Genomic DNA, 13319 nt, shown 5'->3' with positions numbered 1-13319 from the left:
GTTGGCTGGCGGAAATGCCCTTTCCGTAGAATCACTGTGCTGGGCGATCCGGACTTAAGCTAATGCCGCTTCATCTCGAACGGATAGAATGGATGCCATCGCCGCCGCTGGCTCCCGATGACGGGCCGATCGACTTCGAACATCTCAAGTGCATGACGCTCGGCGATGCCAGCCTTGAGCAGGAGGTGTTGGCGATGTTCGTGGCTCAATCAGCAGGATTGGTGAGCACGCTCGCCGCCTTGCCTTCGGATGCAGGCGCATTGGTGCATACGCTGAAGGGCTCGGCCCGCGCGATCGGTGCCTTTGCCGTCGCCGATGCCGCGACCCGGCTGGAGGCGGCGATTGCCGGCGGCTCCGACCCGTCTGACGCGCTCGACGAACTCAGCGACGCGGTTGCACGGGCGCGGGCAACGATCGATGCGGTTCTACGCCGTTCCTGAGCGGGAAGCCGCCCAAAACCTTCGTATAATGCCCGGTTTAAGGTTTTCCTCCCGACCGCTGGCGCTGCGCGGATCGACCCGTTATAGGGACTGCCGGGACCTTCCTTACATATTCCGGCAGCACGAGCGATCATGGCCAAAATCCACTTTGTCGACCATAACGGCGAGAAGCGAACCATTGAAGTTGAGAACGGCGCGACCGTGATGGAAGCCGCGATCCGCAACGCCATTCCGGGCATCGAAGCCGAATGCGGCGGCGCCTGCGCCTGCGCGACCTGTCACGTTTATGTCGACGAGGCCTGGCGCGAGAAGGTTGGCGCGCCGACTCCGATGGAAGAAGACATGCTGGATTTCGGCTTTGACGTGCGGCCGAACTCGCGCCTGTCGTGCCAGATCAAGGTAAGCGACGACCTCGACGGTCTCGTGGTGTCGACGCCGGAACGGCAGGCCTGAGCTCTACTCGCCGTCCGGGTTGACGCCGCGACGGACCCAGCGCCGAAAATTCTCTTTGACCTCGGCCGGCAGCGGTGTCGGCCTGCGCGTGGCCTCGTCGATCATGACCGTAATTGCTTTCGCCGACGCCACGCATCGTCCTTCGGAAAACACGACCTGATCGAAGGTGGTCGACGTCCGTCCGAATTTGACGAGGCCTAGTCCCAGTTCGATCTTGCCCGGCCAGTGCAGTTCGGCACGGAAATGGATGTCGAGGCGCACCATGATCCAGCCGAGTCCCGGCGGCATCAGCCCGTGGCTGCGATCCTTTACCAGCGTGACACGGCCGGTTTCGAAATAGGTTGCATACACCGCATTGTTGACGTGCCCGTTGGGGTCGAGATCGGCAAAGCGGACACTGTCCGAGAGCCGATAGGGAAAGTCTTCCAGGCGCAGCGCGTCATCGGCGCGGATCGGGGCATTCACAGGGGCGATCTCCGTCGGTTTCCCGCACATACAGCCCACCTGTCGAAGCTCGGCAAGGGGTTGCCGCGCCAGCCTCTGCCCCTAATATGCATGTCCGGCCCCCTTTGGCTGGACTGCGAAAGCCGTCCCAGTCGACTTCAACCGAAAAGAAGCTGATATGAGCGAAGCGATCAAAACCGATGTGCTGATTATTGGAGCGGGTCCGTGCGGACTGTTCGCCGTCTTCGAATTGGGCCTGTTGGATATGAAGGCGCATCTGGTCGACATCCTCGACAAGATCGGCGGCCAGTGTGCCGAACTCTACCCGGAGAAGCCGATCTACGACATTCCCGGCATTCCCTTCGTCACCGGGCAGGGCCTCACCGACGCGTTGCTCGAACAGATCAAGCCGTTCGGCTCGACCTTCCATCTCAACGAGATGGTGGAGACGATCGAGAAGATCGGCGACCCGCTGTTCCGCGTGACGACCGATGCCGGCAAGGTGTTCGAGTGCAAGGTGGTGGTGATTTCTGCGGGCGGCGGCTCATTCCAGCCGAAGCGTCCGCCGGTGCCGGGCATCGAGGCGTATGAAGGCACCTCGGTATTCTATGCCGTGCGCAAGATGGAGCAGTTCCGCGACAAGAGCATCCTGATCGTCGGCGGCGGCGATTCCGCGCTCGACTGGACGCTCAATCTGCATCCGATCGCGAAACGTGTGACGCTTCTGCACCGGCGCGACGATTTCCGTGCCGCGCCGCACAGCGTCGAGCAGATGCGTGCGCTGGTAGCGAGCGACAAGATGGATCTGAAGATCGGTCAGGTGACGTCGCTCGAAGGCGAGGGCGGCAAGCTGTCGGCGGCGATGATGAAGGGCAACGACAACGCGATCACGAAGATCGCGTGCGATACGATGCTGCCGTTCTTCGGGTTGACGATGAAGCTCGGACCGGTTGCGAACTGGGGCGTCGCGCTCGAGAACAATCTGGTGCCGGTCGACACCGCGGCGTTCGAAACCAATGTTCCCGGGATCTTCGCGATCGGCGACATCAACACCTATCCCGGCAAGCTCAAGTTGATTCTGTCCGGATTCCATGAGGGGGCGCTGATGGCGCAGAAGGCGCACCGCTACGTCTATCCGGACAAGCGGCTGGTGTTCCAGTACACCACTTCGTCGTCCAGCCTGCAGAAGAAGCTCGGGGTCAGTTGATTTTCCAGAAAAAAGGAGGTTTCGCGGAACTTTCTCGGGGCGCGCGCGCCTATCGTCGCTGGAACCGTCCGCGAAATGGCCTTAGTCTGCGGCCATTCATCTAGCGAATTGATCAGGTGATGACGATGCGCAAGCTGGCCGGATTTCAACTGATGCTCCCGCTTCTGATCGGGCTCGCGTTTGCCGGTGAGCTCGCCGCGCAGCCGGCGGGACCTTCCGCAGCCGGGCTGTGGGAGAAGGTCGAGAAGGGCAAGCCGGTCGGATGGTTTCTGGTGGTCGATCGCAACGGTGTCTTCGAAGGCGCGTTCGCCAAGCTCTTTTCCGAACCCGGTGATGCTCCCAATCCGATCTGCTCGAAATGCACCGACGATCGAAAGGATGCGCCGTGGCTCGGGCTCTCCTTCATCCGCGACATGAAGCGCGAGGGATTGAAATACGAGAACGGCAACGTGCTCGATCCGCGCGATGGCAAGATCTACAAGGCCAAGATGACGCTCAGTCCCGATGGGCAGACGTTGACGATGCGCGGGTATCTCGGCATCTCGCTGTTCGGCAAAGATGAAGTATGGACCCGACTGCCTGATACGGCGTTGGCGCAGGTCGATCCTGCTGTCATCGCAAAATATCTGCCGGCGCATGCCGCGGTTACGAAGCAACCCGTCGGTGCGGCAAAGGCCCCGGCAACACCCAAGAAGACCACGGCGCCAGCACCTGCGCGCTAGTTCAATCCGGTTCTGCCTGGTGGGCGCGGCACGTCGGGCAAAACCGGTATCGGCTGCATTGGCTGCGACGTGACTTCAGGCACCGCCGCATCGAGCTGCAGCACGGCGGCGGCGGCCGGCACAGCGGCATCCGCCATGGCGGCGTGGCCCTCGGCGCTCGGATGCACCGCGCCGCCATAGACCGCGGACAAGACGCCCCAGGTCGCATCATGGATATCGGATGGCTGCTGCGACGCCGGCAGGCCTTGCGGGTAGGTCATCGCCGCGAAGTAGCTGTCGTTGGCGTCGCGGATCCAGCGCGCGCGGGGCAGATAGGCGCGGTACTCGCCGGCGCTGCGGCCGCACAGCATCGGCTGGTTGGCGGCCGTGACGAGGTCGGGATCGAAGCTGTCGCCGGTCGCCGAGAAGCATTGCCGGTCGAATTCGGGATCGCTTTCGGCGCGTGCGCAGAAGCCGTGGCTGGCAAAGCTGGTTTGATGGCTGTCGACGAAGGTCATGCGGTCGGCGCGGGGATTGCGGCACAGGATGCCGCCCTCGCAGAGCGCCAGCGCTCGCAACTGCGGCAGGAATTCGTTCTCGACGAAGTTCGACACAGCGGCGAGCCGCTGCGGCTGGGCGTTGAACGAGGGATGAATGTCGAAGCCGGCGCGTCCGCCGGGGCAGGGCGCGCCGCCATTCGACAGCGTCGGATTGGCGTAGGCGGTGTAGACCACCCGCGACAGGTCGCCGCCGAGCAACGGCTTCAGCGCCTCGCGCAGCTTGGCAAAGCCCTGCGGCAGGTCCCGCGTCATCGCACTGCGAGCGTCGTCCACCGAAGCCATTACGCCGCTGCGCCGAAACAGCGCGCGTTCGGTTGTCGTGTCTACGATGACGTCGGCGACAAGGCCGGAAAAATAAATGTCGTTGGCGCCGATCGACAGCAGCACCAGGTCGAGCTTGCGATCCGGCTGGCGGCGTTTTGCGGCGGTGACGGCTTCTCGCAGTTCGGCCAGTTGGCCGTTCACGGTGCCCTGGCACGCACCGCCCGATTTCGACGGCAGGCAGTCGCGTGCGCGCTGCGAGCCGAACAGCCCATCGGCAATGGTGGCGCCGGTGCAGGCCAGCGGCAAATAGGTCACCGCGATGTGCGGATATCGTACGGCAAGGGCCAGTGCGGTCCGGGTCTGATAACTGTAGAGCGAACGATGGCAGGCTGGGTTGAACCAGAGCGCGCTCTGCCGCTGCCAGACCGTCAGCAAGTCGGGCGCCTCGCACGCGCGCCCGCCTTTATAGCCCGCGCGGCTCGGCCGGTAATATTGCGAGGCCGCCGTTCCGAGATAGGAGCGGAAGCAGAAGCCTTCATCGGCCAGCGCAATGGGACGGTCCGGATTTCCCTCGCCGGAGGCGATGCTGTCGCCGAGGCCTGCGATGAAGATGTCGCGCACCGCGATCTCGGTGAAAGCGCGCTGACTGCCCTCCGAGCTGGATACGTCGGCGGTCACGACTGTGGTGCGGCCGTAGCGGACCCGGAGGTTGACCGGTTCGGCGCAGTCGAAAGTGGAAGTTTGCGGGCCGTCGCCGTCGTCGACCGTCCAGGCGCAGGTCGCGCCGACAGGCACCGGGCCCGTCAGGCGGATCACGACCGGATGATCGATCGGCGTCAGATAGCTTTCCTTGACGTTGTCGCGCGTGCAGGGCTCGCTGACGCGGCCCGCAAGATCGATACAAAGCCGGTTCACGGTGTTGCGCGCCCAGCCGCGGCCGTCGCTCTGGATCGCCAGCACCTGCTCCGAAGCCAGCACGCCGTGGCCGCGTCCGCTTTCCACGTGCAGCAGGAAATCCCGCTCCTCGCGGAACAGGCGGAAGCGGTTGCGCACCTCCCAGGAAATCTGCAGCGGCCCGTAGCCGCCGGCGGTCTGGGCTTCCGCAGCGGGCGTGACTATTCCAATCAGCGCGCCGGCAATCAGTGCGGCCGACATCATCGAACGTAGGAGAATTCCAGCCATGGCGTCGTTTGACGTTAGCGGTAAGGCAGAAATAAGAGAATGAGGCAGCCCCGACCCAAAAGACCAGACGGCGCAGATAACGACGCCGTTACCAGCCTCAGGGTTGCCGCCCGTTAATCGATTGCCGCACCCTGGCCTTGGCGGTGCAGGCCTGGTTGAGCCGGCGGCGTTCCTGCCAGGGCTGCACCACGCTGAGCCAGACTTCGCGCGTTCCCATGATCGAGATCGAGATACCGAAAGGGATCAGGAAGTAGAGGATCCGAAACACCACCAGCGTCGCGAGCAGCTCTTCCTTGCTGAATTGCGGCAGCGCCACCAGCATCGCGGCATCGAACACGCCGATACTGCCGGGCGCATGACTGGCAAAGCCGAGCAGCGTCGCCAGGATGAACACCACCGCCAGCGAAACGAAATCGATGTGCGGCGACATCGGCATCAGCAGATACATCGCCAGCGCGCAGAAGCCGAGATCGACGACGCCGATCAGAACTTGCAGCAGCGTCAGTCGGGCGGAGGGTAACACGACCTTCCAGCCGTTCTGTCCGAGCTCGCGGCGGCCTTCGCCCATCAACAGCCAGATGAAATATGCAGCGATGCCGGCAAGGCAGCCGATCGCGATCAGCCGATTCACCGCCGGCGGCAACAGGTCCATCGCCGTTGCCGCTTCGGGGTGCCAGGCCATACCACATCCGAGCACGAACAGGTTGCCGAGCCAGAAGGTGAGGCCCGAGAGGAAGCAGATTTTGGCGACGTCGATCGCGGTCAAGCCGTAGTCGGAATAGATCCGGAACCTGATTGCGCCGCCGGTAAAGACGGTGGCGCCGATATTGTGGCCGATTGTGTAGCTCGTGAAGCTCGACAGAGCGGCGATGCGGTAGGGGACGTGGTTCTTGCCAATGGTTCGCAATGCGAAGAAATCATAGAAGGTGAGCGTGCAAAAAGCTCCCACCACACATAACGCCGCCAGCGCGATGCGATGCGGTGCGATTTCGGTCAGCGCAGTCAGAACGATCCCGGTGTCGACGCCCTTGAGGGTGCGCACCAGATGGGTGATCGCAAGAGCTATGATGAGAAGACTCGCGACAATTCCCAGCCGTTTCCAGCCGATCTTCTCCTTGAAGCCACGCCTGAGCGCGGTCAGCAGCCGATGCATTCATCCTCCCGGCGGGGCGGCAATACGTAAAGATGGGGCCTGTCACGACGGGTGACAGTCGACGGTCAGAGGCACCGTGCGCGAAACCCATAAGCCAAAACCGGGCCGTTGTGCAGCCCTTGACAAGCATGCCTTTTGGCGTCGTTCGCCGCCTTTGTCATACGCCATACATATGTCGCGGCGTTAACGAATTTGAGTCGCAACGAGGTCCGTTCCCAAGGCTCTTTTGGGGCTCTTTTTGCCGCGCCGTTCCGCCCGTTCCATCGCGGCGTTTTCGCGGCCTTCAGGAACGTCCTTTTTGCGAGCAGGTTAGTTCGGATCGGCACCGAACATGAAGCGCGCGCCCAGCCAGCATGAGGCCTGCGCCTGCGTGTTCCCAAACGACGGAGAACCGCAATGGGACTGTTCACCAAAGACATCAAGACGATGAATGACCTGTTCGTCCACCAATTGCAGGATATCTACTATGCTGAAAAGCAACTCGTGAAAGCGCTGCCAAAAATGGCCGAAAAGGCTACCGACAAGCAGCTCAAACAGGGCTTCCTGAGCCATCTCGACGAAACCAAGACGCATGTGCAGCGTCTCGAAGAGATATTCCGCATGCACGGCGCCGAGGTGAAGGCGGTCGATTGCCCGGCGATCGACGGCATCATCGAGGAAGCCGACGATGTCGCGGGCGAGATCGCTGATAAGGCCGTGCTGGACGCAGCTCTCATCAATGCCGCCCAAGCTGCCGAGCACTATGAAATCACCCGTTACGGCAGCCTGATCGCGTGGGCGCGGCAGCTCGGCCGCAACGATTGCGCCAGCATACTGCAGAAGACGCTCGACGAGGAAAAGACGGTCGACAAGAAGCTGACCTCGCTGGCGGAAGGTAAGGTCAACCTGCGAGCCGCAAGCTGATTCGTCGCGCTATTGAGGCAAAACGCCGCGCGGAGAAGTAGCTGCGCGGCGTTTCAGCGCCGGCATGCCTGGCATGCCAAAAAGCGTTTGTTCACCATCCGCGCAACTGAGCCGCAGCGGTTACGCCAAATATACGAATAGGGCTGCTGTTACAGGCCTACGGGGGTCTGTAATGTATCGCGTCCTAACTTGCCTCACTTCCGAGCATGACTGGCGCCTGGTCGTGCTTGCCGGTACCATTTGCTGGCTTGCCAGCGCAGTCGCCATCAGTCTGTTTCATCGTGCCAGGGCCTCGCGCGGCCGTACGCGCGCGATCTGGATCGGCCTCGACGCAGCGGTCGGCGGCTGCGGAATCTGGGCCACGCATTTCGTCGCGATGTTGGCCTACGATCCCGGCGCTGGAGCCGGATACAGCATTCCCGTTACGCTGTTGTCGCTGGTCTTCGCGATAGGCATCGTCGCCGTCGGTCTGTGCATAGCGCTGTCGAGCGCACGGTGGCCGGTGGTCGCGATCGGCGGCGCCGTGATTGGCGCCGGCGTCGCAGCGATGCACTATACCGGTATGGCGGCACTCGAGCTTCCGGCCTTCATTGTGTGGTCGCCCGGCATCGTCGTGACCTCGATCGTGCTTGGCAGCGTATTTGCGGCCATGGCGCTTCTTGTTGCCGTGCGTCGCGACAATCCCGCCCATACCCTGGGCGCCACGGGGCTGCTTACGGTTGCCATCGTTTCGCATCATTTCACGGCGATGGGCGCCGTCACACTGATTCCCGACCCGACGCTCGGGACCGACGGGCTGTCGATTTCTCCGACCGCGCTTTCCTTCCTGACAGCGGTCGCGGCGTTCGCCATCCTCGGCCTGTCGCTGTTGGCGGCCATGATCGACCGCCGCGCCAAGGGCGAGCTGCACCAGCAGAAAGTGCTGCTCGATACCGCGCTCGACAACATGTCGCAGGGACTTTGCATGTTCGATGCAGACGGCCGAATCCTGCTATTCAACCAACGCTACGTCGAGTTGATGGACCGGTCCGGCATGCCGCTGCAAGGACGGTTGCTGATCGACGTTCTGCGCGAACTGAAATCGGTCGGCGAATGGGACGGCGATCCCGATGAATTCTTCGCCGCGGTGGTAGCGGATGCCAAGGCCGGCAACACCGTGACCAAGTCGATCGGCCGCAACGGACGTTCGCTCCGCGTCGTCGACCAGCCGATGAAGGGCGGTGGATGGGTCGCGACCTTCGAGGACATCACCGAATGGCAGGCCGCCCAGGAGCAGATTTCCCACATGGCGCGCCATGACGCGCTGACCAATCTGCCGAACCGGACGTTGTTCCGCGAGCAACTCGAGAAGGCGTTGCGGCTCGCCAAACGCAGCGATCAGCTTGCTGTGCTCTGTCTCGACCTCGACCACTTCAAGGACATCAACGACTCGCTCGGCCATCCGGTCGGCGATGCGCTCTTGAAAGAAGTCGCCCGCCGTCTCGGCGAATGCATCACCGAGAACGACACGGTGGCGAGGCTGGGCGGGGACGAATTCGTGATCGTGCAGTTCTGCAGCGATTGCGACCCGTCCGCCGTTGCCTTGCTCGCCAGCCACGTGGTCGAGAAGGTTTCGGCGCCCTACGAAATCGCCGGTCATCAGCTCGTCATCGGGGTCAGCATCGGCATTTCGCTGGCGCCGGAGGATGGCAAGAATCCCGATGAACTCCTCAAGAAGGCCGATCTTGCGCTCTATCGCGCCAAGGAGGACGGCCGCGGCACCTACCGCTTCTTCGAGACCGGGATGGACGCCCGCGCGCAGGCCCGACGGCTGCTGGAACTCGACTTACGCGCCGCGCTGCAGCGCGGAGAATTCGAAGTCTATTACCAGCCGATCCGCGACGTCGCCAAAGATGTCGTCGTCGGTTTCGAAGCGCTGGTGCGGTGGAATCATTCGCTACGCGGCATGATCTCTCCGGCCAACTTCATTCCGCTGGCGGAGGAAACCGGCCTGATTGTGCCGATCGGCGACTGGGTGTTGCGCCGAGCCTGCATCGACGCGGCCCAGTGGTCGCAGGATGTCGGTGTCGCCGTCAATCTGTCGCCGGTGCAGTTCAAGAATCCCAACCTGGTATCGACGGTGAAGGAGGCGCTGAAAGCCTCGGGTCTTCCGGCGCACCGGCTCGAGCTCGAGATCACGGAATCGGTGTTGCTGCAGAACAGCGAGGCAACGCTTTCGGTGCTGCACGAGCTTCGCGCCTTTGGCGTCCGGATTTCGCTCGACGACTTCGGGACCGGATATTCGTCCTTGAGCTACCTGCGCAGCTTCCCGTTCGACAAGATCAAGATCGATCGCTCGTTCGTCACCGAACTGGCGACGCGCGATGATTCGATGGCGATCGTCCGCGCCGTCACCGGCCTCGGCAAGAGCCTGGGTATCGTTACAACGGCGGAAGGCGTCGAGACCGACGCGCAGTTCGACCTCTTGCGCCAGGAGGGCTGCACGCAGGCGCAAGGCTATCTGTTCAGCCCGCCGCGTCCCGCAGCCGAGGTGGAAACGATGCTGTTGAAGCCACGGGCGCGGGTCGTCGCCTAGCTTCTCAACTCTTGTTTTCCTTAAGCCTTGCGCAATGCGAAATGCGCGCCGCAGAATGCCATCACGGCGCCGAGGCATAAGGCCGCAAGGCCGGCGAGCACGCCCGACACGGTCGGAACCGGGCTCGGCGCGGAGGCGGCCTGTCCGGCGCCGGCCAGGATCAGCACGCCGACCGCGACCAGGAACTGCCGCATCCGCTGCGGAATTTGGCCTGAGGCCGCGCTGTGCATGAGGTTGGCGGTAAAATAACCACCGGAAAATCCCACGGTTGCGATCAGCCACCACGCAATTGCCGCGCCCGCGGGCATGAATTCGCTTGTATCGGTTCGCCACAGGCCGCCGAGATCGAGCCCGTAGCGTGCGCCCAGCATGTGCACGGCCAATGCCAGTAGCACTCCGGAAACAATCGCGCCGGCCAGGATCAGGCGCCGCGGAAAATAAGTCGTATCGGCCATGGCCCGCTTGTAAGGTAAAGCCGGCTCGCCGCGCAAGCAGGCGGCGCTCAACCGATAACGGGATTTCCGAATTGTCTCCTTCACTAACGGAACAGGCCACGACAGCAGGGGAGGGCACGCCCGGGACCCGCTACGTCTACAAGGCATCGCTGGTCGGATCGGCGCATGAATTCGAGCTCAGGGATGAAGGGCTGTGGTGGCAGGCGCGGGGAAAGTCCGGTATCTGGCCGTATGCCGATATCGTCGCTGTGCGTCTCTCCTATCGGCCGATGTCGATGCAGTCGCGCCGCTTTCGCGCGGATATCGACCACAAGAGCGGCCAGCGCATCACCGCTTTTTCGACAAGTTGGCACACCGTCGTGCTGATGACGCCGCAGGACCGCGACTACCGAGCCTTCATCGAGCAACTGCATGCGCGCCTGAAGAGGGCTCGGAGCGACATCGCGCTGATCGGTGGCATCGGGCCGATAACCTATGCCGGCGGCTGTCTGCTGCTGGCGCTGGTCGCGATTGCGATTGCAGGATTGCTCGCGCGCGCAGTCGCTACCGGTGAATTCGCGGGCGCCTTGTTTCTGGTCGGATTCGCCGCCCTGTTCGGATGGCAGATGGGCGGCTTCATCTGGCGCAACAAGCCGCGGCTCTACACGTTCGATCGCCTGCCGGAGACATTGTTGCCGGCGCTGCCTCGCAATCCGGCGAAATGAAATGTGACTTCGCCGGACGCCTGACGCGCGGCATGATGATCGGACCGTTTTCGAAATCAGACGAACTGCCGTGACGGATCGAAACAGGCGATCGCCAACCGAGGCCGAAATTGCCGCGATCAACGCGCGGCATCTGATCGAGACGCCGTTGCGGCCGGCCGATCTGCTGTTCGTGTTCGGAACGCGCGAGGATGTCGAGGAGCGTGTCGATGAAGCGTGCAAGCTGTGGCACGATGGATATTTTCGCTGGGCGATCGTGAGCGGCGGCGTGACGCCGGGATCCGGTCAGTCGGAATGCGAGGTCATTGCGGGTGCAATGATCGCGCGGGGCGTTCCAGCCGACATCATCCTGAGAGAGGATCGCTCGACGACACCGGCGAAAACGTGATCTTTGCGCTGCCGATCATCGACGCTGTGCTCGGCCTCGCCAACATCCGCAGCGTGATCTGCCTCGGCAATACCTGGACCGCGCGCCGCTATCCGATGACGCTGCACCGGCACTGGCCGGAAGTTGAGAAGATGCTCGTCATGGTCGACAGTTTCAAGACGCCGCGGGCGCTCTGGTACACCGACGCCGAATTCAGCCGCCGCATGCTCACCGAATGGGACAAGATCGAGCCATACAAGGCGAGGGGCTTTATCGCGGAGTGGCCGGTGGGCAAGCCGCGTGACCGCTAGTACCTCTGCAGAGGTTTTGACGGGTTGTCCGATCGAACTGCCTTGCATCTGTCAGCCGAAATGAGGCGCGTGACCGCACAACCGGGTTTGGTCCGAGTCCGCCGACTTGCGCGTGCAGCAAGTCGGCAGCTATCTGGGGTACAGCGGCCGTGGCGCTAACGCATTCGGGAAGGCAGCCCGTGACCCAAAGCAGACTTCGCTCACGAGTTTGGAATAGTGGCCCGATACAGTTATTTGTTCTCTATCTCCTTAAGGTTGAGGCAATCAATCCACGCTATTGTCTTGCCTGTCTCCTTCAAGTTTGCAACGGTTGGCACCAACGGAAATGTCCGGCTTCTTCCTCCTCATTGCCTGTCTGATCGTGGTAGCCTTGAGTTACGAGGTATCGTTTCGCCGATCTTGGACTCTATCACGGAACTCTGAGCTGCTTAGCCCGGCCCAGTGGCTCGCAGTTCGGCGGCGTGCGTATTGGCCGGCAGGCTGCGGGGCAATTTGCATGCTGCTGGGCTGGATCGTACTTCATTTTATTCAAGACAAGCCTGTCGTCCTCGTAACGATGAATCTAATGATGCTTATTCTCTGTTTCTCCGCCGGATGGTTTTTTGGCGCTTTGGCCGGGACAGTGAATCGGGCTTGAAGCGCCGCAGTCATCGCAAAGCGAAACAGTGCACAGGCTATGGCCGCCGACAAGCTGCCATGACCTTGGCATCGTCCTGTTGATTTCCGGTTTTGGCCCGGAGCTGCCCGTCTAAACAGGGCGGAGTTGGTCCGCTCCGCCCCGGTGACTCAGACGTCAACTTGTTCTGCTATTGCGAGCGCGTCGTCGACCTCGATTCCCAGATATCGAACGGTACTCTCGATTTTCGTGTGACCCAATAAGAGCTGGACGGCTCGCAAGTTGCCCGTGCGCCGATAGATGAGGGTCGCTTTTGTTCGACGTAGCGAATGTGTCCCGAACAGGTGCGGATCCAACCCTACGCTGGCGAGCCAATCAGACAACAGCCGCGCGTACTGCCGAGTGGTCAGGCTGCAGTTGGGTCCCCGTCGGCCGGTGAACAGATATTCGCCCGGCTTCTTGACGGCGGCCTTCAGATAGTCGTCGACGGCCTGGCGCGTTGACTCGGTAAGTTCGAACTTGACAGGCCGGTCCGTCTTCTTTTGCCGAACGCTTGCGCGATCGGCTGCATAGCCGCTTGGCGCGATGTCATCGACCTTCAGCGCCACGACATCGCAGCCACGAAGTTTACTGTCGATGGCCACGTTGAACAGAGCCAGGTCACGGAGCCGGCCTTCGACTTGGAGCATTGTCCGGATGGACCAGACGTGCTTGGGGCGGAGTGGCGGCTTCGCTCCGACGATCTTTCCCTTATTCCACGGGACGTGGTTTGAGGTGTTTTCGATGGTGCTTAAAGCTTCGGTCATGGTGACCTCCTCAGTTGAGGTCGGTGATTCTCAAGCCGGCAATCTGCTGGAATAAGGTCGCCTTTCAGACGATTGGAGACGTTCTCGGGTCCAATTCGACCGATCAGACGGCACATTTTGACCCTGAACGGATATTCGGTCGGCATCTGCTGAAAGTTCAGGAGGGGTCGGTTTTCAG

12 protein-coding genes and 1 pseudogene are annotated in these 13319 nt (G+C 62.1%); 8 read left to right on the top strand and 5 right to left on the bottom strand.

The genetic code is table 11. The features are described from left to right. Positions 1 to 62 precede the first annotated feature (62 nt). Positions 63 to 440 (top strand): Hpt domain-containing protein, encoded by a 378-nt coding sequence (locus LMTR13_RS28050; protein WP_065730598.1) that lies wholly within the window; start codon positions 63 to 65, stop codon positions 438 to 440. A 132-nt stretch (positions 441 to 572) separates the two neighbouring features. Further along, complete coding sequence (locus LMTR13_RS28045) at positions 573 to 893, top strand: 2Fe-2S iron-sulfur cluster-binding protein (protein WP_065730597.1); 321 nt, start codon at positions 573 to 575, stop codon at positions 891 to 893. 3 nt (positions 894 to 896) lie between these two features. Here the strand turns inward: LMTR13_RS28045 and LMTR13_RS28040 are convergent, their stop codons facing one another. Further along, entirely contained in the window at positions 897 to 1358 is a 462-nt protein-coding gene (locus LMTR13_RS28040; protein WP_065730596.1) for an acyl-CoA thioesterase, read from the bottom strand. A 157-nt stretch (positions 1359 to 1515) separates the two neighbouring features. On the opposite strand from LMTR13_RS28040, the gene LMTR13_RS28035 reads away from it, so the two are divergent. Together LMTR13_RS28035 and LMTR13_RS28030 are read left to right on the top strand one after the other, a co-directional pair. Continuing rightward, on the top strand, positions 1516 to 2544 hold the full coding sequence (locus LMTR13_RS28035; protein WP_065730595.1) for an NAD(P)/FAD-dependent oxidoreductase: 1029 nt from the start codon (positions 1516 to 1518) through the stop codon (positions 2542 to 2544). Between the two features lie 125 nt (positions 2545 to 2669). Further along, entirely contained in the window at positions 2670 to 3266 is a 597-nt protein-coding gene (locus LMTR13_RS28030; protein ID WP_065733024.1) for a DUF2147 domain-containing protein, read from the top strand. On the opposite strand, the gene LMTR13_RS28025 is transcribed toward LMTR13_RS28030, so the two are convergent. Both LMTR13_RS28025 and LMTR13_RS28020 read right to left on the bottom strand, forming a co-directional pair. After that, complete coding sequence (locus LMTR13_RS28025; protein ID WP_065730594.1) at positions 3263 to 5251, bottom strand: SGNH/GDSL hydrolase family protein; 1989 nt, start codon at positions 5249 to 5251, stop codon at positions 3263 to 3265. The two genes, LMTR13_RS28030 and LMTR13_RS28025, sit on opposite strands and share 4 nt — an antisense overlap. 97 nt (positions 5252 to 5348) lie before the next feature. After that, the gene (locus tag LMTR13_RS28020; RefSeq protein WP_065730593.1) at positions 5349 to 6404 is read right to left on the bottom strand and encodes a lysylphosphatidylglycerol synthase transmembrane domain-containing protein; all 1056 of its coding nucleotides are present in this window, start codon (positions 6402 to 6404) and stop codon (positions 5349 to 5351) included. Between the two features lie 396 nt (positions 6405 to 6800). On the opposite strand from LMTR13_RS28020, the gene LMTR13_RS28015 reads away from it, so the two are divergent. Both LMTR13_RS28015 and LMTR13_RS28010 read left to right on the top strand, forming a co-directional pair. After that, positions 6801 to 7307: a YciE/YciF ferroxidase family protein gene (locus LMTR13_RS28015; protein WP_065730592.1), complete on the top strand. Its 507-nt coding sequence runs from the start codon at positions 6801 to 6803 to the stop codon at positions 7305 to 7307. Positions 7308 to 7479: 172 nt separating this feature from the next. Then, the gene (locus tag LMTR13_RS28010) at positions 7480 to 9882 is read left to right on the top strand and encodes an EAL domain-containing protein (protein ID WP_065730591.1); all 2403 of its coding nucleotides are present in this window, start codon (positions 7480 to 7482) and stop codon (positions 9880 to 9882) included. Between the two features lie 20 nt (positions 9883 to 9902). Here the strand turns inward: LMTR13_RS28010 and LMTR13_RS28005 are convergent, their stop codons facing one another. Beyond that, positions 9903 to 10337 carry a hypothetical protein gene (locus LMTR13_RS28005; RefSeq protein ID WP_065730590.1) on the bottom strand — a complete coding sequence of 145 codons (435 nt, stop codon included), beginning with the start codon at positions 10335 to 10337 and terminating at the stop codon, positions 9903 to 9905. A gap of 71 nt (positions 10338 to 10408) precedes the next feature. Between LMTR13_RS28005 and LMTR13_RS28000 the strand changes: the two genes are divergently transcribed. Both LMTR13_RS28000 and LMTR13_RS27995 read left to right on the top strand, forming a co-directional pair. Continuing rightward, positions 10409 to 11041, top strand: a complete 633-nt coding sequence (locus LMTR13_RS28000) for a hypothetical protein (RefSeq protein ID WP_065730589.1) — start codon at positions 10409 to 10411, stop codon at positions 11039 to 11041. Positions 11042 to 11111: 70 nt separating this feature from the next. Further along, positions 11112 to 11719: pseudogene (locus LMTR13_RS27995) on the top strand (YdcF family protein). A gap of 786 nt (positions 11720 to 12505) precedes the next feature. On the opposite strand, the gene LMTR13_RS27985 reads toward LMTR13_RS27995, so the two are convergent. After that, positions 12506 to 13141 carry a tyrosine-type recombinase/integrase gene (locus tag LMTR13_RS27985; RefSeq protein WP_065730587.1) on the bottom strand — a complete coding sequence of 212 codons (636 nt, stop codon included), beginning with the start codon at positions 13139 to 13141 and terminating at the stop codon, positions 12506 to 12508. Between the last annotated feature and the right edge of the window lie 178 nt (positions 13142 to 13319).

It is taken from the genome of Bradyrhizobium icense, assembly GCF_001693385.1.
Taxonomy (GTDB): Bacteria; Pseudomonadota; Alphaproteobacteria; order Rhizobiales; family Xanthobacteraceae; genus Bradyrhizobium; species Bradyrhizobium icense.
The sequence above is the reverse complement of the archived record's forward strand: the minus strand, read 5'-3'. Positions and strand labels throughout refer to the sequence as shown.